The organism is Algoriphagus faecimaris, from assembly GCF_900101705.1.
Taxonomy (GTDB): Bacteria; Bacteroidota; Bacteroidia; order Cytophagales; family Cyclobacteriaceae; genus Algoriphagus; species Algoriphagus faecimaris.
Window position 1 is genome coordinate 1 of record NZ_FNAC01000033.1, and the last position, 25,484, is coordinate 25,484.

Annotated in this window: 25 protein-coding genes; 5 read left to right on the forward strand and 20 right to left on the reverse strand. The window is 41.7% G+C overall.

Features of this window, described 5'->3' with window-relative positions; translation table 11 throughout:
* Positions 1-2: 2 nt before the first annotated feature.
* On the reverse strand, positions 3-1,106 hold the full coding sequence (gene xerA, locus BLQ57_RS15250) for a site-specific tyrosine recombinase/integron integrase (RefSeq protein WP_092824103.1): 1,104 nt from the start codon (positions 1,104-1,106) through the stop codon (positions 3-5).
* Between the two features lie 302 nt (positions 1,107-1,408).
* On the opposite strand from xerA, the gene BLQ57_RS21220 reads away from it, so the two are divergent.
* Entirely contained in the window at positions 1,409-1,582 is a 174-nt protein-coding gene (locus BLQ57_RS21220) for a hypothetical protein (protein WP_169712816.1), read from the forward strand.
* Positions 1,583-1,800: 218 nt separating this feature from the next.
* Here the strand turns inward: BLQ57_RS21220 and BLQ57_RS15255 are convergent, their stop codons facing one another.
* The 5 genes from BLQ57_RS15255 to BLQ57_RS15275 all read right to left on the reverse strand — a co-directional run bounded on the left by BLQ57_RS15255 (position 1,801) and on the right by BLQ57_RS15275 (position 6,782).
* Positions 1,801-3,111, reverse strand: coding sequence for a dihydrolipoamide acetyltransferase family protein (locus BLQ57_RS15255; RefSeq protein ID WP_087940466.1), 1,311 nt, complete (start codon positions 3,109-3,111; stop codon positions 1,801-1,803).
* 86 nt (positions 3,112-3,197) lie between these two features.
* A complete protein-coding gene (locus BLQ57_RS15260) occupies positions 3,198-4,454 on the reverse strand; it encodes a competence/damage-inducible protein A (protein WP_087940465.1) in 1,257 nt (418 codons plus the stop codon).
* A gap of 4 nt (positions 4,455-4,458) precedes the next feature.
* Positions 4,459-5,247, reverse strand: a complete 789-nt coding sequence (locus BLQ57_RS15265; RefSeq protein ID WP_087940464.1) for an SDR family oxidoreductase — start codon at positions 5,245-5,247, stop codon at positions 4,459-4,461.
* Between the two features lie 5 nt (positions 5,248-5,252).
* A complete protein-coding gene (locus tag BLQ57_RS15270; RefSeq protein WP_087940470.1) occupies positions 5,253-5,747 on the reverse strand; it encodes a dihydrofolate reductase in 495 nt (164 codons plus the stop codon).
* A gap of 129 nt (positions 5,748-5,876) precedes the next feature.
* A complete protein-coding gene (locus BLQ57_RS15275; RefSeq protein ID WP_087940463.1) occupies positions 5,877-6,782 on the reverse strand; it encodes a DUF4412 domain-containing protein in 906 nt (301 codons plus the stop codon).
* 756 nt (positions 6,783-7,538) lie between these two features.
* On the opposite strand from BLQ57_RS15275, the gene BLQ57_RS15280 reads away from it, so the two are divergent.
* A complete protein-coding gene (locus BLQ57_RS15280; RefSeq protein ID WP_087940462.1) occupies positions 7,539-7,796 on the forward strand; it encodes a ribbon-helix-helix domain-containing protein in 258 nt (85 codons plus the stop codon).
* Complete coding sequence (locus BLQ57_RS15285; RefSeq protein WP_087940461.1) at positions 7,783-8,076, forward strand: type II toxin-antitoxin system RelE/ParE family toxin; 294 nt, start codon at positions 7,783-7,785, stop codon at positions 8,074-8,076. Before BLQ57_RS15280 ends, BLQ57_RS15285 begins: the two co-directional genes overlap by 14 nt.
* Before the next feature lie 834 nt (positions 8,077-8,910).
* Here the strand turns inward: BLQ57_RS15285 and fmt are convergent.
* Complete coding sequence (gene fmt, locus BLQ57_RS15290) at positions 8,911-9,855, reverse strand: methionyl-tRNA formyltransferase (protein WP_205635633.1); 945 nt, start codon at positions 9,853-9,855, stop codon at positions 8,911-8,913.
* A gap of 101 nt (positions 9,856-9,956) precedes the next feature.
* Positions 9,957-11,075: an exo-beta-N-acetylmuramidase NamZ family protein gene (locus tag BLQ57_RS15295; RefSeq protein WP_240507844.1), complete on the reverse strand. Its 1,119-nt coding sequence runs from the start codon at positions 11,073-11,075 to the stop codon at positions 9,957-9,959.
* A 102-nt stretch (positions 11,076-11,177) separates the two neighbouring features.
* Here BLQ57_RS15295 and BLQ57_RS15300 point away from each other — a divergent pair, with 102 nt between their 5' ends.
* Complete coding sequence (locus tag BLQ57_RS15300) at positions 11,178-12,392, forward strand: ABC transporter permease (RefSeq protein ID WP_087940458.1); 1,215 nt, start codon at positions 11,178-11,180, stop codon at positions 12,390-12,392.
* On the opposite strand, the gene BLQ57_RS15305 is transcribed toward BLQ57_RS15300, so the two are convergent.
* Positions 12,349-13,122 (reverse strand): polyprenol monophosphomannose synthase, encoded by a 774-nt coding sequence (locus tag BLQ57_RS15305; RefSeq protein WP_087940457.1) that lies wholly within the window; start codon positions 13,120-13,122, stop codon positions 12,349-12,351. The two genes, BLQ57_RS15300 and BLQ57_RS15305, sit on opposite strands and share 44 nt — an antisense overlap.
* A gap of 99 nt (positions 13,123-13,221) precedes the next feature.
* On the opposite strand from BLQ57_RS15305, the gene BLQ57_RS15310 reads away from it, so the two are divergent.
* The gene (locus BLQ57_RS15310) at positions 13,222-14,100 is read left to right on the forward strand and encodes an ATP-grasp domain-containing protein (RefSeq protein ID WP_087940456.1); all 879 of its coding nucleotides are present in this window, start codon (positions 13,222-13,224) and stop codon (positions 14,098-14,100) included.
* A gap of 2 nt (positions 14,101-14,102) precedes the next feature.
* On the opposite strand, the gene BLQ57_RS15315 is transcribed toward BLQ57_RS15310, so the two are convergent.
* The 11 genes from BLQ57_RS15315 to argS all read right to left on the reverse strand — a co-directional run bounded on the left by BLQ57_RS15315 (position 14,103) and on the right by argS (position 25,451).
* Entirely contained in the window at positions 14,103-14,900 is a 798-nt protein-coding gene (locus BLQ57_RS15315; RefSeq protein WP_087940455.1) for a tetratricopeptide repeat protein, read from the reverse strand.
* Between the two features lie 75 nt (positions 14,901-14,975).
* On the reverse strand, positions 14,976-16,073 hold the full coding sequence (gene hisB, locus BLQ57_RS15320; protein ID WP_087940454.1) for a bifunctional histidinol-phosphatase/imidazoleglycerol-phosphate dehydratase HisB: 1,098 nt from the start codon (positions 16,071-16,073) through the stop codon (positions 14,976-14,978).
* 312 nt (positions 16,074-16,385) lie between these two features.
* Positions 16,386-17,450 (reverse strand): histidinol-phosphate transaminase, encoded by a 1,065-nt coding sequence (gene hisC, locus BLQ57_RS15325; RefSeq protein WP_087940453.1) that lies wholly within the window; start codon positions 17,448-17,450, stop codon positions 16,386-16,388.
* Entirely contained in the window at positions 17,447-18,742 is a 1,296-nt protein-coding gene (hisD, locus tag BLQ57_RS15330; RefSeq protein ID WP_087940452.1) for a histidinol dehydrogenase, read from the reverse strand. The genes hisC and hisD overlap by 4 nt, the downstream gene beginning before the upstream one ends.
* A gap of 14 nt (positions 18,743-18,756) precedes the next feature.
* Positions 18,757-19,617: an ATP phosphoribosyltransferase gene (gene hisG / locus BLQ57_RS15335; protein ID WP_087940451.1), complete on the reverse strand. Its 861-nt coding sequence runs from the start codon at positions 19,615-19,617 to the stop codon at positions 18,757-18,759.
* A gap of 355 nt (positions 19,618-19,972) precedes the next feature.
* The gene (locus BLQ57_RS15340) at positions 19,973-20,641 is read right to left on the reverse strand and encodes an SGNH/GDSL hydrolase family protein (protein WP_169712776.1); all 669 of its coding nucleotides are present in this window, start codon (positions 20,639-20,641) and stop codon (positions 19,973-19,975) included.
* A gap of 76 nt (positions 20,642-20,717) precedes the next feature.
* The gene (locus tag BLQ57_RS15345) at positions 20,718-21,071 is read right to left on the reverse strand and encodes a translation initiation factor (RefSeq protein WP_087940449.1); all 354 of its coding nucleotides are present in this window, start codon (positions 21,069-21,071) and stop codon (positions 20,718-20,720) included.
* A 45-nt stretch (positions 21,072-21,116) separates the two neighbouring features.
* The gene (locus tag BLQ57_RS15350) at positions 21,117-21,971 is read right to left on the reverse strand and encodes a universal stress protein (RefSeq protein ID WP_087940448.1); all 855 of its coding nucleotides are present in this window, start codon (positions 21,969-21,971) and stop codon (positions 21,117-21,119) included.
* Positions 21,972-22,042: 71 nt separating this feature from the next.
* Positions 22,043-22,951, reverse strand: a complete 909-nt coding sequence (locus tag BLQ57_RS15355) for a 1,4-dihydroxy-2-naphthoate polyprenyltransferase (protein WP_087940447.1) — start codon at positions 22,949-22,951, stop codon at positions 22,043-22,045.
* A 13-nt stretch (positions 22,952-22,964) separates the two neighbouring features.
* Positions 22,965-23,555, reverse strand: a complete 591-nt coding sequence (locus tag BLQ57_RS15360) for a glutathione peroxidase (RefSeq protein WP_087940446.1) — start codon at positions 23,553-23,555, stop codon at positions 22,965-22,967.
* Between the two features lie 105 nt (positions 23,556-23,660).
* Positions 23,661-25,451, reverse strand: coding sequence for an arginine--tRNA ligase (gene argS / locus BLQ57_RS15365; protein WP_087940445.1), 1,791 nt, complete (start codon positions 25,449-25,451; stop codon positions 23,661-23,663).
* Between the last annotated feature and the right edge of the window lie 33 nt (positions 25,452-25,484).

The following is a 25,484-nucleotide window of genomic DNA, read 5'->3' on the forward strand; positions in this document are numbered from 1 at the left end:
ATCTATAAGTCATCAAAGGGACTTTTCACCTTGTTTAAGGTCTTTTGAGATACATGGGTATAGATTTCAGTAGTACTGCTACTTTGATGACCGAGCAGCTCCTGAATGATTCTCAGGTCTGTACCTCCTTCCAGCAAATGGGTAGCATAAGAATGCCTAAGCCAATGAAGAGTGACAGGTTTTTTGATTTTTGTCTTTTTTAATGCTGATTTTAATACTTTTTGAATGCTTCCTTCACTGTAAGGTCTGCCTTCCTGTTGTCCCTCAAACAGATAAATCTTTGGTCTGCAACTTAGGTAATATCGACGCAGCATTTCAATGGTTTTGTCGCTAATTGGTACCATTCGGTCCTTTTTTCCTTTTCCTTTGTTTATTCTTAGTATCCCTCTCTCAGATTCTACATCTTCGAGTTGCAGATTCAAAAGTTCCTCCCGCCGAAGCCCACAAGCATACATTAAACTGAGCATGGTTCTATGCTTTAAATTTTGATGGGCATGCAGAATTGCTTTTACTTCAGCTTTACTTAGCACATGAGGTAGTGTTTTTTCATTTTTGGGTCGTTCAATATTAAGGGGGTCAAGCTTTCTGTTTTTTTGTTTTTCAAAAAATTTTTTGACAGCATTGATTATTCCGGATTGATAGGAAACCGAATAGTTATTCTCTAAAATATAATTTTTCTGAAAAATCTGTAAATCCTCGGAATCAATCAGCTGGGGTTCTTTATTGTCCAAAAATCTGAAAAATAGAATTAATCCGGACGCATATTGCTTTATCGTAGATTCTGATAGTCGCCGATTTCTCATATAATCGACAAACTTCATTATATCCGATTTTCGATCTTCAGAAAGTCTGGGGAGGAGATCTGAGGGGGCTTGCTCTATTTTCTTAAACCCTGAATAATCAAGCCAGGCTTTTCCTTTAAAAGCGGAAAGCAGGTCCGAAATGATGGAATCGGAATGGGGCAGAATCCATGCGCGCAGACTAGGACTCCAAGTAGCTCCCGAAAAGGTCTTTATCGTACGGATCAAAAGCGGATCATAGTTAAACTGCACATGGATTACAGGTTTCTTTTTACTTCCGGCGCTTTTGACTCTGATTGTCTGCATGTCGGTAAAAATAAACGATGGATTAAATTACTATTTTTTTGGAAAAAGAGCAGGTTTGAGATTAAAATTTTTAGTTTGATTTTTGCCTCCAGCCTCACAGGGTTAAGGAAGGTTGTTCGAGATTTGAAATCTCGAACTCTTATCCTAGGATTTGTAATCCGAATTGAAACAGGTCGCGCCTTCAGCGCTCTTGTAATGATCTGACTCTTTTGCCCCAAATTGCATTTGGGGCTCTAATTTTTTGCGTCTTCAGCGTATTTAGGTAAACCAACCCTCCTGAGGATTAGGTTTTAACTGTGATTATGAAAAAGGGAAGTCTTCTAGTTGTGACTGGAGATCCATCGAGGGCGGACGGGCTACTCATCACTGTGATGTGGTTAATCCGAAAGATAATAGAATGGACCGGTATTGAGATTTGTGGTTTTTGGTCCTTTTGGGCTAAGCCAAAAGGACAAGAAAAGGAACAAGTAATCTAATCGGCACCGAATGGAAAATAGTCTTGAGAACCTCAATATTGGCTTGATTTTTACCTATTCGCTGAACCCTCCAAGGGATTGGTTTTTTTGAATATTGTGAAAAAATATTATCCTTCTTTTCGAATAAGCAAAACCCTTGGAGGGTTTTTAGTTATTTTTTTCGAAGACCTGCCAGGCCTAGAACCAAAAAAAAGCCCCGAATATCGAGGCTTTAAGTTTTAAAAGGTAGAATTCATATCAAAGGCTTCCAGGTAGTCAGCTACTCGCCGCACAAACATGCCACCTAAGGATCCATCTACCACTCGGTGGTCATAGGAGTGGGAGAGGAACATCTTATGCCGAATAGCAATCACATCGCCTGTGGGCGTTTCTACTACGGCTGGTTTTTTGACGATCGCACCCACTGCCATAATGGCAACTTGTGGCTGCGGAATAATCGGTGTGCCCATGACATTGCCAAAGGAACCTACATTAGAAACGGTATAAGTTCCTCCGCTAAGATCATCAGCAGTCAGTTTGTTGGTTCTCGCACGGTTGGCGAGGTCATTTACTCTTTTAGAAATCCCTACCAAATTGAGCTGATCGGCATTTTTGATGATCGGTACAATCAAATTACCGGAGGGCAGCGCTACGGCCATTCCGATGTTGATGTCCTTTTTCTTGATGATGCGATCCCCGTCTACGGAAATATTAATCATTGGAAAATCCCGGATCGCTTTGGCTATCGCCTCTATAAAGAAAGGGGTATAGGTAATGGATTCTCCGTATTTCTGTTTGTAGGCATTTTTGTTTTTCTCTCTCCACTGCACGATATGGGTCATATCCGCCTCGACAAAGGAGGTCACATGGGGTGAAATCCGCTTGGAATCCACCATACGCTGAGCAATCATCTTGCGCATGCGATCCATCTCGATGATTTCATCGGTGGCAGAGATACTGACCTGAGCTTTCGGCGTTTCAGCAATCGATGGTGCAGGTGCAGCAGGCTGACTAGTTTGAGCCTGTGAGCCTCTGTTTTTCAGGTAATCCAGCATGTCCTGCTTGGTGACGCGACCTTCTTTGCCCGTTCCGGGGATTTTGGAGAGTTCGGCTGCTCCTATACCTTCCTCCTTTGCGATGCTTCGCACCAAAGGAGAATAGAATCGTTCGTCCGATGCAGCTGATTCGGATTCAGCTGCCGCTAGTAAGGACTCGGTATGCGCAGGTGCAGCGGCTACAAGTTCTTCCTTAGGGGAAGGTTTTTCTTCAGAAGCAGGAGCGGCAACAGCTGGAGTCGAAGAAACCTCTTCGTCCGTCTCAATAATCGCGATAGGTGCGCCTACAGCAATGACATCTCCCTCTTTAGCCAATATCTTTTTGAGTACTCCACCATGAGTGGCAGGTACCTCGGTATCTACTTTATCGGTGGCCACTTCCAAAACCGACTCATCTTGCTCGATGGTATCTCCCTCGTTTTTGAGCCAGGTAAGGATGGTGCCTTCTATGATACTTTCGCCCATTTTGGGCATCAGCATTTCTACACTTGCCATACTATTTTTGGTATTTAATTGGGTTTATATTCAAGTTTTAAAATTAAATTTTATCAAACATTGAAACAAGCCTTTAGTATAAAATTTTATTCTTCAATCTTGGAAATGAAAATCCTCAACATATTGAGAAGTGCCACTCCTGTAAGTTGAATATTTAGCATTCGATCCTGAGTCAGTTGCAGTTTTTTGGTTTTTGTCTCTTGTCCATTACTGACTGCTATCCAGACGGTTCCTACGGGTTTTTCCTCACTACCGCCATCCGGACCGGCGATTCCACTGGAGGAAAGCCCAAAGTCTGACTGAAATAGTTTCCTCACACCTTCAGCCATTTCTTGAACCGTTTCTTCGCTGACAGCTCCCACTTTTTGAAGGGTATCGGGCGAAACGCCCAAGATTTCAGTCTTAAACTGATTGTGATAAGGGACTACCGAACCTTGGAAATAAGCACTGCTTCCAGCTACCGTTGTGATCAAATGAGAGACATAGCCACCACTACAGCTCTCTGCCAAAGCTAGGGTTTTCCCCGAATTCTTCAAAAGTTTGGCAATTGCTGTTTCCAAGGTCTCCGCATCAAATCCATAGACATACTTCTCGATACGGGGCAAGACCAAGCGGATTTGCTGCTCTACCTCTTGCTGAATTTTTTCCAGATTTTCTCCAAAGACTGTCAGTCTCAATTTGACATGACCCAATGAGGGGAGGTAAGCGAGCCGAATGTGTTCCGGAAGTGCATTTTCCCAATCATTAATCATATCAGAGAGCCAGCTTTCGCCGATTCCGGCTGTTTTAATCACTTTATGATAAATCACCGGCAATTCGAAAATTTCATGCAGTTTTGGAAGCACAAAGTCGTTCATGAGCTTTTTCATCTCATGGGGTACTCCAGGCATGGACATCCAGTAGCTGTCTTTTCGCTCAAACCACATCCCCGGAGCAGTTCCCACTTCATTTGGTACATAGGTGCAGCAGGAGGGAAGATGTCCTTGGAGGATATTCAGCGGGGTCATTTCACGTCCTCTACGTTTGAAGAAGTCAGTGATGGCTTCGACTGCCTCGGGAAACTCCCGAATCGGACAATCAAAATATTCTGCCAAAAGCGGCTTGGTCAAATCATCTTGAGTGGGCCCCAATCCTCCTGTGATCAAAATCAAATCTGCACGCACCTCCGCCTCGGCGAAAGCTTTTAGGATATCTGCTCTATTGTCACCGACGGTAGTCTTGCGGATGACCTTGACTCCTTTGAGATCCAGCTGCTGAGAAATCCAATGGCTGTTGGTGTCCACGATCTGCCCGTAGAGTAATTCATCTCCAATAGCAATGATTTCTGCTTTGATCTGCTTCATGGTATTATCTTACTTTAGCTTTGTTGAGGATTTTGGAAAAGAGTGTGGGAAAGAAACGCTTGAGATACACGGCATAGGTTTCTTTTCCCCCAATGAGTACTTCTTCTTTTTTTCGGTTGATGGCTTTGAAGATTTCTTCAGCACAATCTTCGGGTTTCATTCCTTTTTCCTGTGCCTCATCCATTTCATTAAGCGGGCTACCATCGGCAGTTAAAGCATTAATCGAGACATTGGTTCGGATAAAACCGGGACAAATTAAAGTTACCGTGATATGGTCTTGAAAATGCTCTGCTCTCAGCGTATCAAAAAAACCGTGAAGGGCATGTTTAGAAGCAGCATAGGCTGATCGATAAGGGGTGCCAAATTTTCCCACCAAACTGCTTACCACACCAAAATGTCCCTGCTGATTTTGAATGAAGTGGGGGAGAATCGCTTTGGTCAAGGCGACCGTACCGAAGAAGTTGATTTCCATTAGCTTTCGATCCACCGAAAGTGCAGTTTCTTTGATTAGAGACCGCTGACTGATGCCGGCATTGTGAAGGAGAATGTCGATTTTTCCGAACATAGCAATGGCTTCTTGGGTCTTGTTTGGCATTTCTTCTGATTTGGCCAAGTCCAAGCCTAAGATTTTCACATGATCCGATGTAGGGCATTGGGCTTTGACTTCCTCCAAAGCTTCGAGATCACGTGCCGATAGAATCAAAGCATAGCCTGCATTAGCAAAACGTAGTGCTGCTGCTCGTCCAATTCCGGAAGATGCTCCGGTGATCCAGATTACTTTTTGATCAGTCATTTGGGCTATTTTCGTTCATAATCGACAAAGCGAAAAGCATAGGAATGTCTCTCATCTGTAGGATGATATTCTTCGAAAGTGATTTTCCATTCGGCAGGATCAAACTCCGGAAAATAGGTGTCCCCTTCAGGTTCGGCCTCTACTTCTGTCAGGATCAACTTGTCTGCAAGTGGAAGGGTCTGTTTATAGATTTCTCCACCCCCGATAATAAAAAGCTCATCCAAATTCAATTTGTTACAAAAGGTAAAGGCATCTTCAAAATTTTGGAAGGTATAGTGACCTTCAGGCACCTCGAATTCAGGATCTCGGGTGATGACCAAGTGTGTTCGATTGGGAAGAGGCTTGCCGAGTGAAAGGAAAGTTTTCCTTCCCATCAATAAGTAGTGACCTGTAGTGATGGCCTTAAAACGTTTGAAATCAGCGGGTAGCCTCCATACGAGTTCATTTTCTTTTCCGATGACGTTATTTTTTGCCCGAGCGGCAATTAGAGTTAGCTTCATATATTCTTGTTCAAAGCGGAATTTACCTCGATCAAGTGGTTTTAAAAAGTCAAAATTTATCAAAAGGGTGAAAATGAAAAAAGGCAATGGATTAACCGCTGCCTTTTGATTTCTAAGTATGTTTGTGAATTAATCCTCACCCATTCCCTGCATAATATTTGGGTATTCGGCCATGGTTAGGGATTTGGGGCTGTTCATATCGATTTCGATGACGTTCATTTCTACCGTGCTGCCATCCACATCGGTAAAGGTCATGGCCATAAAATCACCGGAAGGAAGATGGCTGAATCGCTTGGCATACTTTTCTTTAGTGGCTTTTTTCATCATGGGACTGTTCATTCCCCAGAAAGCAGTAAGGCCTTCGATCGGCTCTTGTGTGATCCAATAGTTTCCTTCTCCATCCTCACTTTTGACATGGTATTCATCGCAGGTGTATCCTAGGATGGTTTTGGTATTACCTGTTTTTTCAAAAGTAATATCCTGCTCATCGATTTGATTATCCACTTCCTGATCGACGATAGTTTCGGGATCCATTTTATAAGCAAAGCTGTTTTTAGTGCCTTCGCTATCCATAAAGACGATGGAGGCTTTGTTTTTCGTGTCAAAAATAATGGTGGAAACCGCCTCTTTGGACTTGGGGTCGGTGATTTCCATTCCGATGTATTCGTTTGGCGTCAAAAGTGATTTCATCTGCACGGGATCTTCGGCCTTTCCTTTGGCATTTTTGGAGATGATTTCCATAGTCATAAACCCTGTAAAATCGTAGGCTTCCTCGGTATCCACAGGTTCACCCATTCCCGCCATAATGGATTCCATATCCATATTTAGAGGACTGGACTCACTGCTTCCTAGAGCGCTGAGTTGCTTTTCTATTTGCCGCTGCACGAGCTTATTGACTTCTTCTTCGGTTTTTTTCTCGAGCGCATTTTGGGCTCCACGCTCTGCTGCCTGTTTGAGTTTTTTGATTAATTGAGCTTCTACCGTGGTACTTGCTAAAAGTAAAATAGGTAGAAAAATAAAGAGTAGCTTTTTCATAATTCTAGTTTTTAAAATGCTGGTTTGTTTGAGTTTAAAGTTCTTTAAAATTTGGTGGAATTAAAAATTTCCCCCTTAAATCTGCAAAGATCATGGTTAAAAGAGGAGGTTTAATTGTAAAAAAAATCCGCGAAGAATACACGAATAAGACTTTGGTTTAATGGAAGAAATAGCCTCAGAGAGAACATTTGATTTTGAAAGAAATAGGGAGCTCAGCCACGAATCCACGAAAAAGGTTTTGGCTCAAGGGATTTGGCTAAAAAACGCTTGGACAAAAGCACGGAATGATTTTTTGATTTATGGAAGAGTTTTTCAAAATCTTCGATGATTAGCGGGCAAAAAAATCTTGCTTTGGCATTCATGAAAAATATTAGTGAATTAGTGGCATAATATTCAGCTACTAATACACGAATAAGACTTTGGTTTAATGGAAGAAATAGCCTCAGAGAGGCGCCCTTATTGTAGAACAATTGAGAATAAAGAGAGAGAGCTTCGGAGAAGCGATTTGATTTGTTTATTAACAAAAGCCACGAATTCGCGAATAAGGTTTGGCCAAGAACATTTCAAAAAATCAGCGCATTTTGGCTTAAAATTTAGCCACGAATGCATGAATGCGAATTTGGTTTGATTTCGAGTAAAACGAACTAGTGATCTCATGTTTCCATTTGATTGTAAAGCTATCTAATCCTTAAAATTTTGTAAATTAGTAGCAAATTGTTGCCTTATTACATCAATCGTATGACTAATTGAACTCAAATGAAGACGGTAAGAAAAACTATCACAGTAACCCAAAAACAAAGCGATTGGATTAAGTCCCGCCTTGAAGCAGGTGATTTCACCAATGAAAGTGAATACATCCGGGATCTTTTAAGAAAAGATCAATATCAGAATTCAGAATTTACCATAACAAAGGCTTTGATAGAGGAAGGCTTAGAAAGCGGAGTTAGTGAGGCGGGTATTCCTGAAATTATGAGGGAAGTTGAGGAAAAAATGAAGCGAGATGGGAGATTATAAGTTGTCCAATGCTGCAAAGAGAGACCTTTCCTCAATCTACGAATTTGGGATTGAGACTTTTGGTATTCATCAAGCTAGGATTTACTTAAATAAACTGCATAAGGCCTTTTTGATATTAGCGGAAAATCGGGAATTAGGCCACGATGTATCCGAATTTGCCGAAGGATTAAGAAGGTATATTTTTGATTCTCACGCTATATTTTACCTACCAATAGACTCTGGGGTTTTTATCGTAAGAGTATTGGGGCAGCAAATGGATTATAAAAAGCACATTAAATAAGAATTTTTTAGAAAAGAAATGCTTCGTTTTCTAAAAAACAGCCACCAATACACGAATAAGATTTGGTTTAATGGAAGGAAAAGCCTCAGAGAGGCGCCCTTATTGTAGAACAATTTAGCATAACAAGGAAGAGAGTTTCTGAAAAGCGATTTGAGTGGATGAGTTTTAAAAGCTAGCCACGAATAAATTTAAAGCAGATTGGAACAATCAACTCTCTCAAATTTTTCCCGCAGAAAGACGCAGAAAAAGGAGCAGATGATCGCAGATTTTTAGTGTACCAAATAAAGAGTGGTAAAATGCTTCAAAAATAAATTAGTGCATTTTGGCTTAAAATTCAGCCACTAATACACGAATAAGATTTGGTTTAATGGAAGAAATAGCCTCATAGAGGCGCCCTTATTGTAGAATAATTGAGAATAAAGGGGGAGAGAGCTTCGGAGAAGCGATTTGATATAGTTCTTTAAAAAAGCCGCGAATTCACGAATAAGGTTTGGAGAAAAGAATTTCAAAAAATTCGTGCATTCGTGGCTTAAAATTTAGCCACGAATTCACGAATAAGAATTTGGTTTGATGGGAGGAATAGCCTCATAGAGGCGCTCTTATTGTAGAATAATTGAGAATAAAGGGGGAGAGAGCTTCGGAGAAGCGATTTGATATAGGTATTAATAGAAGCCAAGAATTCACGAATAAGGTTTGGAGAAAAGAATTTCAAAAAAATAATGCATTCGTGGCTTAAAATTCAGCCACGAATTCGCGAATGAGAATCAGCTTAAAGCTCCTAATTTAACTTAGAAAAGGACGATCATTCCTGCTCTAATGAACAGATTTGTGTTCCTAGGAGATCTGATACCCTCGCAGAAAATCCTCAGCTTTCATCCGCTTTTTACCCTCTAGCTGTAATTCCAAGATTTCAAGAGGCGTGGTTCCCGTTCCTATCAGAAAGGATTTCTTCTCATCCGACCAAAATTCCCCAGGCTCCAATTTTTTCTTCTCATCTGAAATTTTGGTCTTATAAAATTTCCAAACTTTACCATCAATTTCTGCCCAAGCAGCAGGATAGGGGGAAAGCCCACGTACTAAATTATGAATAGACTCGGCTGTCTGATTCCAGTCAATTTTGCCCGTTTCCTTGAAGATTTTTGGGGCATGATGACGCGCTCTGCTTTCATCTTGAGGTAAGGGCTTGACTTCATCTTTGGCTATGGCTTCCACCGTACTAAGGACTAATTCAGAACCGATATTCATCAGTTTCTCGTAGACCGAACCCAAATCATCCTCGGGGAGGATTGGTACTTTCTCCTGAAAAATAATACTCCCGGTATCGATTTCATGCTTGAGAAAAAAGGTGGTGACACCCGTTTCGGTCTCCCCATTGATGATGGCCCAATTGATCGGGGCAGCTCCTCGATAATCGGGAAGCAGGGAGGCATGAAGATTAAATGTGCCCAATGGAGGCATGTTCCAAACGGATTCTGGAAGCATCCGAAAAGCGACCACAATCTGAAGATCAGCTTTCAGCGCTTTTAATTCCTCTTGAAATTCAGGATTTTTAAGGTTGGTTGGTTGCAAGATGTGAAGTCCAAGCTTTTGGGCAGCTTGCTTGACGGGGGAACCCACCAATTTTTGCCCTCTCCCTTGGGGCTTGTCCGGGGCAGTGATCACTCCGACAATATTCCACCCGGACTCGACCAGCTTTTCCAATGCGGGCACAGCAAATTCGGGCGTGCCCATGTATATAATTCGTAATTCTTCTTTTGACTTCACTGCTGTATTTATCATTCGTTATTCAGCGCTTTTTTATTTACTCTAGATTTAGCAAAAAACAAAAGCTTCAATGTTTAAACTGCTCTATTTCTGTCTTCAGTCTTCCTTCTCCTCTCTTATTCGTAAATCAAATACTTCTCCCGCTTCTGCATGTAGGCTTTCAAACCTGCTTTCCAACTTTCCCTTATTTCTGACTCACTTTTTCCAGCTAAAATCTGTTTTTTGAGTTCATCTGTTCCGGCTAAGGTATTGAAGAAATTATTGAAAAATTTCTCTTTCATCCCTGATTTCTCATACGCGTCCAGCAAATACTTGAGCGTAAATTGATGATCAAGTGATTCATCCCGTAAGTCCACACCATAGCAGCGTTTATCTTGATGGGGTGGGGTTTTGGACATGCCATCTATACTTACAGGAGTAAAGGTAAAATTCCCGAATTTAGGATCTGGATAGCCATACATCTGAAAAGGATCGTAAGTACCTCTACCTAATGACATCACCGTTCCTTCAAAAAAGCAGGTGCTTGGATACAATTTGATAGCCAAATCACTGGGTAAATTTGGGGAAGGTTTTACAGGAAGGTTATAAGCTTGATCCCGCTGCCAATTGGCAACAGGGATGACTTCTAAATCGGCAGATATCCCTCCTTTGAGCCATTTTTCTGCATTGATCATTTGGGCGAGTTCTCCCACAGTCAACCCATGTACTACAGGGATGGGATGCATGCCCACAAAGGATTCGTAGCCCGCCTTGAGCATGGGGCCATCCACGAAGCTGCCATTGGGATTTGGGCGATCAAAAATGATCACTTTTTTACCTTGTTCTGCACAGGCCTCCATCACGTAGTGCATAGTGCTGATATAAGTGAAAAACCGTATTCCTACGTCCTGTAAATCAAAAATAACTACATCCAAGTCTTTGATCTGATCTGCGGAAGGTTTTTTGTTATTGCCGTAAAGTGAAATGATGGGAAGTCCTGTTTTTTGGTCTATGCTGTTATCCACTTTCTCTCCGGCATCGGCGGTACCTCGAAATCCATGCTCGGGTACAAATACTTTTTTGATCTCAACTCCCTTTTCCAACAAAAAATCCACCACATGTTTTTTGTCAGATTGGGGGAGAATGGAGGTTTGATTACCTACTAGCCCCACTTTTTTACCTTGAAGCAAAGGCAGATACAGCTCGCTTCGCTCAGCCCCGGTCAGGGGAGTTGGCTGAGCATGAATGGAAAACATCACCACGAGAAATAAAACCCCTGTCAAAAAGTGGGAAAGAACTGTATTTTTCATATGCTTCATAGTATTTTGCGCTGCGTTTAGACAAATTAAATCACTCTATTGAACCTTTCCTATTTCATAGCCAAAAGAATCAGTTTTAAAGGTAGCGGGGGCTTTTCCAAAACCATCCACCAAATAGCAGTGGGGAGTTTGGCTTTGGGCTTGGCTGTCTCTATTCTTTCCTTTATGGTTTTGGGAGGTTTCCAAAAGACAGTTTCTGAGCGTGTTTATGGTTTTACTGGACACTATCAGGTTCAGCGCTTTAGCATGAGCAATGCCTTTGAAGAATTGCCTTTTTCTCTCAAATCAGAGTTCTCCGAAAAGAAATCCTCCTTAGCATTTATTGAAAAAACCCAATCCTTTGCGCATAAAGCAGCCTTAATCAAGGGCGAGCAGGAGGTGGAAGGCGTTTTGATGAAAGGAGTGGGGCTGGATTTTGACACCTTGGCATTTAAGGAATACCTGGTGGAAGGAAGATTGATTCAAATTCCAGAATCAGGCACCTCCAATGAATTGATGCTAAGCCGCTTCATTGCTAATCGGCTTCGGTTGAAAGTGGGCGATCGAATCATCCTGTATTTCGTACAAGATCCTCCTCGGTACCGACGTGTGGAAGTTGTGGGAATCTATGAGACATTTTTGGAGAATTTTGATCAAAAAATAGTAATCGGCGAACTCCAAACCATTCGAAATCTGAATGGCTGGAAGTCAGATGAGGTAGGGGGAATAGAAGTTTTTGTGAATCAGGATCCGAGCGAAGAATTGAGCTACAGGATGGAGGAAATCCTAGACCTTGATCTTAAACTGATCAATTCGCAAGACAAATATTTGGAAATATTTGATTGGCTAAAGCTCCTGGATACCAATGTGTATGTGTTTATCAGTTTAATTGGTTTCGTAGCCATTTTCAACATGGGAGCCATCCTGTTTATCCTGATTATGGAGCGTACGCAGATGATTGGATTGCTTAAAGCCTTGGGCGCAAAGAATGCTCAAATCCGTCGGATTTTCTTCTGGAATGGCATGCGGATTTTAGGTCGGGGCTTGCTGATCGGAAATGCCATAGGACTTGGCTTTGGCTTTTTGCAGTATTACTTTCGATTGATTCCTTTGGACACTCAAAGCTACTACATGAGCTATGTTCCGATTGATTGGAATTGGCCGGTATTTTTACTGATCAACATGGGTATCACCGTATTGACGGCACTTGTGCTTTGGATTCCTGTGGTGGTTATTTCAAGGGTGAATCCCATTCAATCGATTCGCTTTGATTAAGCTTATAGGGTGAAAAAATACTTTTAATTTTCATCCAGATTACCCCTAATACGGCTTCTTTGAAGATTCCTTTGCTCATTTTCGAAGTGCCTTTAGTTCGGTCTGTAAAAATGATCGGTACTTCGGTGATCTTAAAGCCCAATTTCCAAGCGGTAAACTTCATCTCGATCTGAAATGCATAGCCGATAAAGCGAATATTATCCAAGACTATTCCTTCCAAGACCGATCGGTGATAGCATTTAAATCCTGCAGTGGAATCTTTGATCGGTAGTCCTGTGATGAATTTGACATATACAGAGGCAAAATACGACATCAAAACGCGACCGATCGGCCAATTAACTACATTGACACCGGTGATGTAGCGTGAGCCAATAGCCAAATCAAATCCTTCATGAGCACAGGCTTGATAAAGTCGGATAAGGTCTTTGGGATCATGAGAAAAATCCGCATCCATTTCAAAAATGTAATCAAAGCCTTTGCTCAAAGCCCATTTAAAACCCGAAATATAGGCTGTCCCCAGGCCTAATTTCCCTTTTCGCTCCAAAAGATGTAATCTATCGCTAAATTGGTTTTGATGGTCCCGAACAAGTACAGCGGTGCCATCAGGGGAAGCATCATCGATAATTAACAGTTCAAAATTCCCCTCCAAAGCCATCACAGCCTGAATCATATCGGCAATGTTTTCACATTCGTTATAGGTGGGGATGATGACGAGTTTGCGATGCTTCATATTCTTTCTAAAGTCCAAAAGTAATCTTTAGCAGGAGTTTTTGAAGAATGGTGCTTGCTAATTTTACTTAAAAGCTACATTTGCAGCAAAATCACCCCTATGGAAACAAAGATTGCAATAGTTAGCTATTTTTCAACAGGTGCTTACGATGCCAACACTGTCGATGAAAACGAAATTCTCTCTGGCATACTTACTGACCTTGGATTTTCCAATGAAATCGTCGCCTGGTCCGACCCCCAAGTTGATTGGTCTTCCTATTCTACCTTGCTGATCAAGTCGGTTTGGGATTATTTTGATTATTATCCTGAGTTTTTGACCTGGATGGATAAAATCAATGAGTTGGGGATTCCCGTGCTCAATGATTTGGATACCATTCGATGGAATAGCTCCAAGTCGTATTTGCTGGAAATAGAAGAAAAAGGCTTCCCTGTGATCGCTGGAAAACTCCTAGAAAAAGGTTCAATTCCCAAGCTAGAGGAAATAAAAGAGCATTTTGACCAAGAAGTTTTGGTAGCCAAGCCCCTAGTGAGTGGGGGAGCAAAGAATACCTTTAAAATTCCGGTCAATGAATGGGAGGATTATGCTCCAAAGCTTCAAAAATTACTGGAGGGAGAGGCCTTTTTGCTGCAGCCTTTCATTCCCGAAGTGGCTAGTGTAGGGGAGTATTCTCTGATTTTCTTTAATGGGATTTTCTCTCATGCTGTTTTGAAAACTCCTGCCAAAAAAGATTTTAGAGTTCAGCATTATTTCGGAGGAACGATAAGTGTGATCGAGCCAACAGCGCATTTACTTGAAACAGCTAAAAGTTTCATACGAGAGTTTGCTTCTAATTCGCTCTATGCCCGAGTCGACGGTGTGTTGGTCGATGGGAAATTTTATTTGATGGAGTTGGAACTGATCGAGCCCTATCTCTTTCTCGACCGTACTGCAGAAGCTATTCCCAACTATATCAAGGCACTCAGCGATCGCTTATTGTAAATTTAGCTACATAGGTCCAAGTGACTCTGAGCATAATCCGAACCTTTACTCGCTGCTTCTTGGATAAACAGACAGCCTTGGGAGTTTCCCATTTGGGTCATGCAAATGCCTTTTTTGGCTAAAGCTTCCACATGCTTGGGATTTTGCTTCAGTACCGCTTCAAAATCCTCTAAAGCCCAATGAGGATAGCCTGCTCGCATTAAGGCAAAGCCTCTGTTGTATCTCCCGATCATGTTGTCAGGCTCGTACTTCACATAGGTATTAAATGAAGCCGCGCAGCCGAGGACATCGCCCAAATAGGCCCGGGCCATTCCTTGATAATAGTGCAGTTTGGGCTCTTTGTCATTGATTTCTTTGGCTTTTTGGAAAAACTCATCAGCCTGTCTGTAACTCTCGGTCATTAAGAGAGCCTTGCCTAAATGATAGAGAATCTGATAATCTTTAGGGTCTTTTTTGGCGGCATTGAGGAGGGCTAGTTCTGCTTCCTTGTAGCGTTTTTCCTGATAATAGATCTTACCAATTCCTGCAAAAGCTTGTGCATAGTTGGGGTCGAGGTCAATGATCCGTTCATAATCCTTTATGGCTTCAGGGATACGGCCAAGTTCTTCATAGGACCTTGCTCTGAGGTGCAGGGCTTTTAGGTCTGTGACTTGAAAAAAGAGGTATTGATTAAGCTCGGAGATGACTTCTTCGTATTCCTGATTGTAAAAAAGACGCTCGGCATTTTGTAAGGTAGATTGGCAGGAAGAAAATAAAACGGCGAGCAGTAAAATAGTTGGTGTATGAGTTTTTCGTAGCATGGCTAAATAAACAAAAAAATAAAGGGATAGAAAATTATTTTTAAAAAATTCTATCCCTTTTTTTACTTTTTTAACTTAGAGAACTCCCTTAGTAGAAGGTAGTTGGTCAAGGTTTTTTGGATCACGCTGTACGGCCATTTTTATGGCTCTTGCTAGACCTTTGAAAACAGCTTCAATTTTATGATGCTCATTTTCCCCTTCTGCTTTGATATTCAGGTTACATTTTGACGTGTCTGAGAAGGATTTGAAGAAATGGAAAAACATTTCTGTTGGCATATCGCCTATTTTTTCCCGCTTAAATTCAGCTTCCCATACTATCCAAGGTCTCCCTCCAAAGTCAATTGCTACCTGAGCCAAGACATCATCCATAGGCAAAAGAAATCCGTATCGATAGATTCCTTTTTTGCTGCCAAGGGCTTGCAGATAAGCCTCTCCAAGCGCTAATGCAGTATCCTCTATGGTGTGATGCTCATCTATGTGCAGATCGCCATTCACCTGAATCTCCAAATCCGTCGAACCATGCTTTCCGAGTTGCTCCAGCATGTGATCAAAGAAATGCAAGCCCGTATTGATTTTACAGATGCCTTTTCCATCTAGGTTGAGCTTGATGAAAATGTCTGTTTCAGAGGTAGTTCTTTTGACTTCTGCTGTGCGCGAAGGGAATTTGAGAAATTGATAGATCTCATCCCAGTCCTTGGTCGAAAGTAATGCATCCCGCTGTGGTTCTCCAATGAAAATCGCTTGTGCACCAAGATTTTTGGCCAGTTGAATATCGGTCAAACGATCACCGATCACAAAGCTTCCCTCGAGATCGTATTCTTCAGAGAAGTATTCCTCCAAGAGCCCCGTTCCAGGCTTTCTTGTGGGTAAGTTCTCATGTTCAAAACTATTATCGATATGAATGGCCTGAAATTGAATATTTTCCTGTTCCAGGGTTTTTAGCATTTTGTACTGTGCAGGCCAAAAGTCTTTTTCGGGAAATGAATCCGTGCCCAATCCATCCTGATTAGTGACCATTACGAGTACAAAATCGGTTTCTTCGGCGATTTTCCGAAGGTTGGAAATTGCCTTGGGCACAAATTCGAGCTTTTCCAAGCTATCTACTTGATAATCCGTAGGTGGCTCTTTGATGATCGTGCCGTCTCGGTCTATGAATAAAACTTTCTTTTTCATCTGATTATAATTTGTTTTTTAGAGGTCAGATGGAATCTCGCACATTTTCCCCGATCCATCGGGGCATGCCTCTGTGTGTCGTTTGCGTCGTGCTCGATTTCATGTGTCTATAATTGATTTTCAAAGGTCACTACCTGTCCCGAACTTGATTCGGGATAATCTTGCATACTTGATAGTTATCCCAGTGTGTGTCGCTTTTTGTCATGCTCGATTTCATTAACAATTTTTGATTTGCGAGCTTTTCAATTTCTAAGCTCCTATTTTTCGCTAATTCTTTGAAAATTTTGCAGCGAGTTTATCTAAGTCTAGCTACTAATTTTCGATTTCTGAAAAAACGTTTTTGAGTGCGCTTATCAGGGTTTCATTTTCATATCGTGTGCCTACTGTAATGCGGAGGCAATCCTCACAAAGGACCACCTTAGATCGGTTGCGGACGATGATCTTTGAATCTATAAGCGCCTGATATACCTCATTTGCTTTTGGCATTTTGACCAAGAGAAAATTAGCCTGAGAAGGGAAGACTTTTTGAATAAAAGTCAAATTTGACAATTCCTTTTCTAGATAAGCTCTTTCCTCTAAAATCTCCGCAATCATTCGGTTAACTTTACCAACATTTTGGATGGATTCTAATACGGTATCTTGAGTCAAGCCGGAGATATTATAGGGTGGTTTGATTTTATTTAAAATCTGTATCAGCTCTCTAGAAGCAAAAGCCATCCCGAGTCTAAGTGATGCCAAACCCCAAGCCTTGGAAAAGGTCTGCATGACTAATAAATTGGGAAATTCACTGAGATGCGTCGTAAAACTCGGTTCGTCATTGAAATCGATATAGGCCTCATCTACGACTACTATACCTTCGAATTTTTGAAGGATATAGAGGATATTTTGGCGATTGACCTTATTGCCACTAGGGTTATTTGGGCTACAAATGAAAATGATTTTGGTATTTGCATCTACCTTTTCGAAGATCAAATCCACCTGTAATTGAAAGTCTATGCTGAGTGATACCTTTTTGGTCTCCACATCATTGATCGCAGCACTTACTTCGTACATGCCGTAGGTGGGAGGTAGGAGAATCACATTGTCTTTTCCTGGCCTGCAAAATGCCCTAAATAAAAGGTCAATGGCTTCATCGGAGCCATTTCCCAAGAATATCTGACTCGGGTCTACTTGTTTTATTTTTGATATTTCGGTTTTTAAAGCCAGCTGATAGGGGTCAGGGTATCTGTTGAAATCTTCATCGGTGATAGAGCCATAGGGGTTCTCATTGGCATCTAGAAATATCCCTTCTTTACCTGAATATTCATCCCTAGCCGAAGTATAAGGCTGGATTTTGGCAATATGGGGACGTAGCAGAGAATTCAGGTCGAAACTCATAAATTATTTTCTTTCAGGTAATTGAGTCTGATGGTCACAGCATTTTTGTGTGCGTCAAGGAGCTCATTTTCAGCCATGATTTCTACTGTAGGTCCGAGGTTTTTCAAGCCTTCCGGACTTATTTTTTGATAGGTGATTTTTTTGACAAAGGAATCAAGTGATACTCCGCTGTAGTTTCTCGCGTAGCCGTAAGTGGGCAGGGTGTGATTGGTGCCTGAAGCATAATCTCCCGCAGACTCAGGTGTATAATTTCCTATGAAAATAGATCCGGCATTCACTATAGCATCCACTGTTTCTTCCTCTTTTTGCACAGAAATAATAAGGTGCTCGGGAGCATATTCATTGATAAGGGCAATCGCCTCATCTTCATCTTGCAATACCACTGCTACAGAATTATTCAAGGCCTTTTTGGCTATATCTCTTCTTGAAAGCTTTTCGAGCTGCTTGTTGATTTCTTTCAGTACTTTTTTCGCAAATTTTTCTGTGTGAGTCACCAACACTACTTGTGAATCTACTCCATGCTCAGCTTGAGACAATAAATCTGCGGCGACAAAGGAAGGAACTGCAGATTCGTCAGCATATACCAACACTTCTGAAGGCCCCGCCGGCATATCGATAGCCACTCCGTATTTGGTAGCTAGTTGTTTGGCTGCGGTCACAAATTGATTGCCCGGCCCAAATATTTTATCCACCTGAGGCACTGATGCTGTCCCAAAGGTCATGGCCGCCACGGCTTGTGCACCGCCCACTTTGACAATCTTGTGGATCCCAATTAACTGAGCGGTGAACAGGATAGCAGGGTGCACTTTTCCCTCTCGATTGGGAGGCGTACAAAGGACAATTTCTTTACATCCAGCGATCTTGGCCGGAACTCCTAGCATCAAAACAGTACTAAATAAGGGTGCAGTACCTCCCGGAATGTATAATCCCACTCGCTGTACGGCTACACTTCTGCGTTTGCAGAGCACACCGGGCATGACTTCTTCTACCAGTTCGGGACTAGCTTGGGCTTGGTGAAAACGTTCAATATTTGCTTTGGCAGTCTCAATAGCTTGTCTCAGCTCAGGACTTAAGGCGGCAGAAGCAGCCAAAATCTCCTCTTCTGAGACCAATAAGCTATCCAAGTCAACATGATCGTATTCATGGGCAAACTTGTATAAAGCCTTATCCCCGTTCCGTTTGACTTTTCTTAGGATGGGTTTAACTATTTTGTTGATCTCTTTGGTTTTAAAAACAGGACGGGCCAATTCTTTTTTCCAAGTAGAAGGAGCGGGATTTACAAGAATATTCATACGTACAAAAATTTTTAGATGACCATTTTTTCAATCGGTACTACCAAGATTCCTTCAGCACCTGCCGCTCGAAGTTCTTCGATATTTTCCCAGAATTGATCTTCACTGAGTACCGAGTGTACAGAAGACCAGCCCTCTTGGGCAAGTGGCAAAATAGTAGGGCTTCGCATACCGGGGATCAAGCTGATAATTTTGTCCAGTGATGCATTGGGTGCATTAAGAAGGACGTATTTGTTGCTTTTGCCTTTTTGAACAGCATTGATTCTGAAGAGAAGTTTTTCTGCTATTTCTGATTTCCAATCCTCCAATTGACTATTGGCGATCAGCACTGCCTCAGATTTGAAGATTTCTTCTACTTCCTTGAGTCCATTCATCATCAGCGTGGAGCCTGAACTGACGATATCGCAGATGCCTTCTGCCAAGCCGATAGAAGGAGCGATCTCCACAGATCCGGAGATTTCGTGAATGTCTGCAGATATATTTTTGGAGGCTAAATAGTCCCCAAGAATTTTCGGATAGGAGGTGGCTATATTTTTTCCTTCAAAATACTGTATTCCATTGTATTCCTGTCCTTTGGGGATGGCTAGGGAAAGTCTACATTTAGAAAACCCTAGTTTTTTGAGGGTTTTGACTTTTTTGTCTTTTTCGACAAGCTCATTTTCTCCTACAATCCCCAAGTCTGCCACTCCATCAGCAACATAGCCGGGAATGTCATCGTCTCTGAGGAATAGAAACTCGATGGGGAAGTTGGTGGAGGTTGATTTTAATTTACCTGTTCCGTTGTAGAATTTGATTCCACATTCTTTGATCAGGCTGAGAGAATCATCGGATAGTCTGCCACTTTTTTGGACAGCGATGCGAATTATTTTTTCCATGATGCAAGTTACACTTAGAAATAAAAGGCTGGTAATAAATTAGTGGTGAATGGCCGAATCCCTATCATCAGCGTCACCGGGTGGGGGTATAAAAATATTCCTCAATGGGAATGATGGAAATGATGCATCCCGTCTCTATGAAGCGGGGCATTAAAAATCTCAATTGCGGGGATGAGTTGTTTCATTTCGAAAGCAAATATACGTTCCCCTATCAAACAGGCAAGTCCGCGAACTGTTTTTTAAAAGTTAAATTCATTTGAGATCGAAAGCGTAGGTTTTTGGAGTAAGTTTCAAAATCAAACTGTAAATTCTTAAAACACTCAACATCCTTTTACGGAGTGATTGCTGAAAGTAATCATGCTTTTTTAGGTATCACCTCCAGAGTAAAGTCCATGATGGCCTGGTAGCCTTTGTCCGAAGGATGGATTAGATCCTGAGAAAAGAAGTCCGGTTCTAGGTCTAGATGGAGAGTTTGATAGTACAAGATTGGGTTTGCGGATGCCAAATTCTGCATTTCAGATGTGAGGTACCTGCGCTGGATTTTGAGGTAGGATTGAAGTGTTTTGGGAAAGGCAGGAAATAAATGAACAGGAGGAATGTCCGCTAAATAGATCCAACTGGGTTGAAATCTATGCTCGAGATATCCAATCAGTTCTTGGAGTTGCTGCTTAAAACGTTTAGGGTGGGTTAGTTTGAAGGAATCATTAGCTCCCAAAAACAGGAGTATTCCTTCTTTTTCTCCTGCGAGCTGTTCGAGATCTTTCCTGAAATAAGGCAAGCACTCACCTGTACGAATTCCGTTTTTCCCAAAGTTGTAGACTTGTATTTCCGGTCCAAGGGCTTGATAGAATTTACCTGCTAGTGTTTGGCTTTGATCAGAAGCTCCGACACCTGCTGCAGTAGATTCTCCCAAAATCAAGTACTGATCAGGTCCACTTCCTGGGATCAAGCGTTCACTTTGGGCTGGAGGAAGTGGGAATCTTTTTTTGACAGAACTTGCCTGCCAGGCTAAGTATGGAAGCATGGGGTATAGCCTAAGCTGAAAAAGTGTATACGAATACATCCGTTAAAAATTAAAGCTTCTAAGCATCCTTTTCCACTCAACCACCGGATTTTTTGGCCTTATATCCCGCTGAGAGTAGCACCTGAAGTACCTTATCCCTGTGATCTCCCTGAATCAGGATTTCTCCCTCTTTAGCTGACCCACCTACACCACATTTGGTTTTGAGCATTTTACCCAAGTCTTTCAAATCATCTTCACTGCCTACAAATCCGTCGACAAGCGTAACTTGCTTGCCTGCTCGGGCTTTTTTGTCCAACATGACTTTGAGGTTTTGCTGCGCAGGGGGAAGTGTGTTTTGGTTTTCTTCCGAATCGTAATCAAACTCAAAGCGGTCATCGGTCGAATAGACCATTCCGTCACGTTTCTTCCAGTCGTTGTTTCTTTTTGCCATAGCCAAAATTAAAAAAAGCCTGCATCTTAAGGCAGGCTTTTGTTATTATTCTTTAGTTCTAAAGGTCCAAACAGGCCTTTTTGCGTGATTAACTACGTCTTCTGCGATGCTTCCTGTGATCAAATGCATAAACCCTGTCCTCCCGTTGGTTGCCATTGCGATCAGGTCTGCTTTGATATCCTCTGCAAACTCGATGATGCCACCTTCTTCGGAAAGGGAATTGTAGATTTCCGCTTTCACATTTTCGAAATTAAACTGCTTGGTGAAGTATCTTATTCGCTGAAGTGATTCACGACTTGTCTCAAAAGTGCCCGGCGTATTGACAATAACGAAATATAGCTCCGCATCAAATAAATGCTTTAATCGCTTCACTCTTGCTGCTACTTCTGGTGAGTTTTCTCTGAAATCACTGGCAAATACAATCTTTTTGATGTCCTTAGGATGAATGGCACTCTTGATCGTGACCACGGGACATTGTGAATTTCGAACAACCTTCTCGGTATTGCTACCGATCAAGATTTCTTCCAATCCGGAGGAACCTTGAGAACCCATCACTACAAGATCAGGTTTTTCGGCCTCGATCGATTCGTAAATGCCTTTGAAAGCATTTCCCATTTTCAAGTTGGTAGAAAATTTGAAATCGCTTTTTTCATATTTCTTCTCCAAATCGGCCATTTGGGTTTTTCTTCTATTGGTAAGCTCAATAAAGAAGATTTGATTTTCCATTTCAGGAATCATTTCTCCACCTCCCATGGTACCAAATCCAGTATTTGCAGGGATTTCCATCACATGAAGTACTTCTACATGGACATTGTCCAGTCGCTCTGCAAGGGCAATACTGAAATCTAGAGCAAATTGTGCTTTTTCAGAGAAATCGTAGGGTACGAGTATTTTGGTCATTGTCAAAAAGGTTAATGTTTATGCCAAATTAACAGATTTTTTAGATCAAAAAAGGATTTGAACCCGAATGATCAAAAAAGAATCCCTAGTCCAAACAGGAGTACCCATAGTAAGGTGCTTAATGCCATTCTTTTCAAAAAAGGATCTGTTTCTTTCGAAGAACTGGCTCTTTGTACCCCTAGTCCGACTAAGATCATCAGTGGCAAAGCAATTAAGGCTAATAATGAGTAGTAATGCTCTGACAAAATAGCCCATAGAATCAAGCTGATATTACCAAGGTCCACCAAAGCCCAATTGTAGGTGATGGCCCATTTTTTTCCAATCCTCACCGGGATTGATTTTTTGCCGGCATTTTTATCTGATTCTATGTCTCTAATATTATTAATGTTCAAAACTGCGGTGCTAAAAAAACCGACAGCAGAAGCGATCAATAGTGAAGCGGGAGAAAAGGAGAGGGTATGAAGGAAATACGTTCCTAATACACCCAAAAGACCAAAAAACAAGAAAACTGAGATGTCTCCCAGGCCGGCATAGCCATAGGGATTTTTTCCCGAAGTGTAGGTTATGGCCGCCCAAATCGCTGACAAACCCAAGCCTAGAAATAAAAGGAAAAGCTTCCAATCCTGGAGTGCAATGAAAATCAATAATAAACCAGAGATAAGCGATAAAGCTCCAAAAAGGATCATGGCTTTTTTCATTTCGGAAAGGCTGATAAGACCTGATTGAACAGCTCGGATTGGACCTTCTCGCTCAGCTGAATCTGCTCCGTGAACCGAATCTCCGTAATCATTGGAAAGGTTTGACAGAATCTGTAAAAAGGTTGTCGTCAGTGCGGCCAAAAGTAAGACCTCCCAGCGGAAGTCACTGTCATATGCTGCCAAAAAGGAACCTGCTAAAATACTGGCTAGGGCTAGGGGTAAAGTTCGAAGCCTGACTGCATGTAGCCAGGCTTCTTTTTTAGAACTTAATTCTTTATCCACTGATTAATAGTTATTACTGAGATACTAGTGAAAGTATTTGTTCATCTAGGGGTGTCACAGAAGAGGGAAAGAACTTTTCTAATTCCCCTGCTTCGTTGACGTAATATTTACAGAAATTCCATGAAGGCTCCTGATTATTCCATCCATTTTCTTTTTCGTCAGAAAGCCATCTGTAAAGTGGGTGTTTGTCAAATCCCTTGACAGAGATTTTCTCAAAAACAGGGAAGGTTACGCCATAGTTGGCAGAACAGAATTCTTTGATTTCCTCATTGCTGCCCGGTTCTTGTCCTCCAAAATTATTGGCAGGAAAGGCCAAGATGACGATTTTGTCACCGTAATTCTCATGGAGCTCTTGCAGGGCTTCATATTGTGGAGTATAGCCACATTTGGAAGCCACATTGACGAGTAGAACTTTTTTGCCTTTAAACTGCTCGAAACTTACTTCGTTTCCGTCGAGATCCTTGAGCTTGAAATCGTAAAATTTACTTTCCATGGTTTCTTGATTAAGGGTTGATTCGCTCGATATATAATCAGCTGGGCGCTCCAATGTTTTGCCACAAGCTAAGGTGGCCGTAAGCATGAGAATTGAAAGAAGTTTTTTCATTGTAATAAAATTAGAGGTTAGTGGACGCTCAGGTTTCCTGTAAAGGTAAGTCTGTTTTTTTTGCAGGTTATCTTTGGTGAATATTCATTCAAGACGGACCACCGCTTACATCCTTTCAGGCACTGCAATACCAAGCAAACTCATTCCTTTTTTGATTGTTTTGGCTGTCTGAGAAGACAAAGCTACCCGAAATGCCAATAGATCGGTGTCGTTTTCAGAGAAAATAGGCACATCGGCATAGAATCGATTGTATTCCTTAGCCAAATCAAAGAGGTACTGAGCAATGATGGCCGGGGAAAATTCTGCGCCTGCCTGTTTGATTTTTTTCTCAAAGTCATTTAAAACCAAAATCAAGGAAGATTCTGATTCCGCCAATTGATCGATTTTGGAAAAGTCGGCTTGTTGATAATCTACACCAATCTGATCTGCCTTGCGAAGGATAGAAGCGATGCGAGCATGAGAGTATTGGATAAAAGGTCCTGTATTGCCTTGGAATTCTATGGATTCCTTAGGATTGAAAAGCATTCGCTTTTTAGGATCTACTTTGAGCAAGAAGTACTTCAATGCCCCTAAGCCCAGAATTTCGTAAAGCTCCTTGGCCTGTTCCGTATCAAATCCTTCGATTTTGCCCAATTCCTTGGTATGGGATTCTGCCGTAGCTATCATTTCCTTCATCAGGTCATCGGCATCTACCACTGTACCCTCTCGTGATTTCATTTTCCCTGTGGGCAAATCTACCATTCCGTAGGAGAGGTGATACAAACCCGGTCCATAGGGTCGGCCGAGCTTTCTCATGATTTTAAACAAGACATCAAAGTGATAATCCTGCTCATTTCCAACTACATAAACTGATTTATCGATTTTGAAATCATTGTATTTCAAATCAGCCGTGCCCATATCTTGTGTGATGTAGACAGAAGTGCCATCTGCGCGCAAGACAAGCTTTTCGTCTAGGCCTTCTTCGGTCAAGTCAACCCATACCGAGCCGTTTTCTTTTTTATAAAAAACCCCTTTTGCCAAGCCTTCTTCTACGATATCTTTTCCAAGTAAATAAGTATCAGACTCGTAATAGAATTTATCAAAATCCACACCCATGGTTCTATAGGTGCTATCAAAGCCCGCATACACCCACTCGTTCATTTGCTTCCAAAGTCCAACAGTATCGGGATCATTTGCTTCCCATTTGCGAAGCATGTCTTGAGCTTCTAAGAGAATAGGCGCATTCTTTTTGGCATCTTCCTCGGATTGACCTTGATTTTGGAGTTCTTTGATTTGTTTTTTGTATTCCTTGTCAAAAAGCACATAATATTTTCCCGCTAAGTGATCCCCTTTAAGCCCGGATGAAGTTGGCGTTTCCCCATTCCCGAAGTGCAAATAAGCCACCATAGATTTGCAGATGTGAATCCCACGGTCATTGACCAAATTGGACTTGATGACTTCGTATCCATTAGCTTTGAGAATCTCAGCCACGGCGTAGCCTAGGAAATTATTGCGAAGATGGCCTAGATGAAGTGGCTTATTGGTGTTTGGGGAGGAGTATTCCACCATCACTTTTTGCCCGTTGGCGGGAAGCTGCCCGATTTGACCTTTGGAATAAAGCTGTGTAAAGACGTCTATCCAAGTGTTTTCGTTCAGTACCAAGTTTAGAAAACCTTTGACCACATTAAAATCACTAACATCTTTACAGTTTTTCTTTAGGAAATTCCCAATTTGAGTTGCAGTGGCCTCAGGTGCTAGTTTGGTGATTTTTAGGTAAGGAAAGACTACAAAAGTGTAAGTCCCAGCAAACTCCTTACGAGTAGGTGCCAGGCTGAGTGTATCTAAGGCCAATTCCTCCTGAAACAATTCTCTGAAAGCCTGCTGAATTGCTGAAAGGATATTTTGCTGGATGGTCATGTTATCTTGATGAGTTAAATGCGCTGTTTTCCT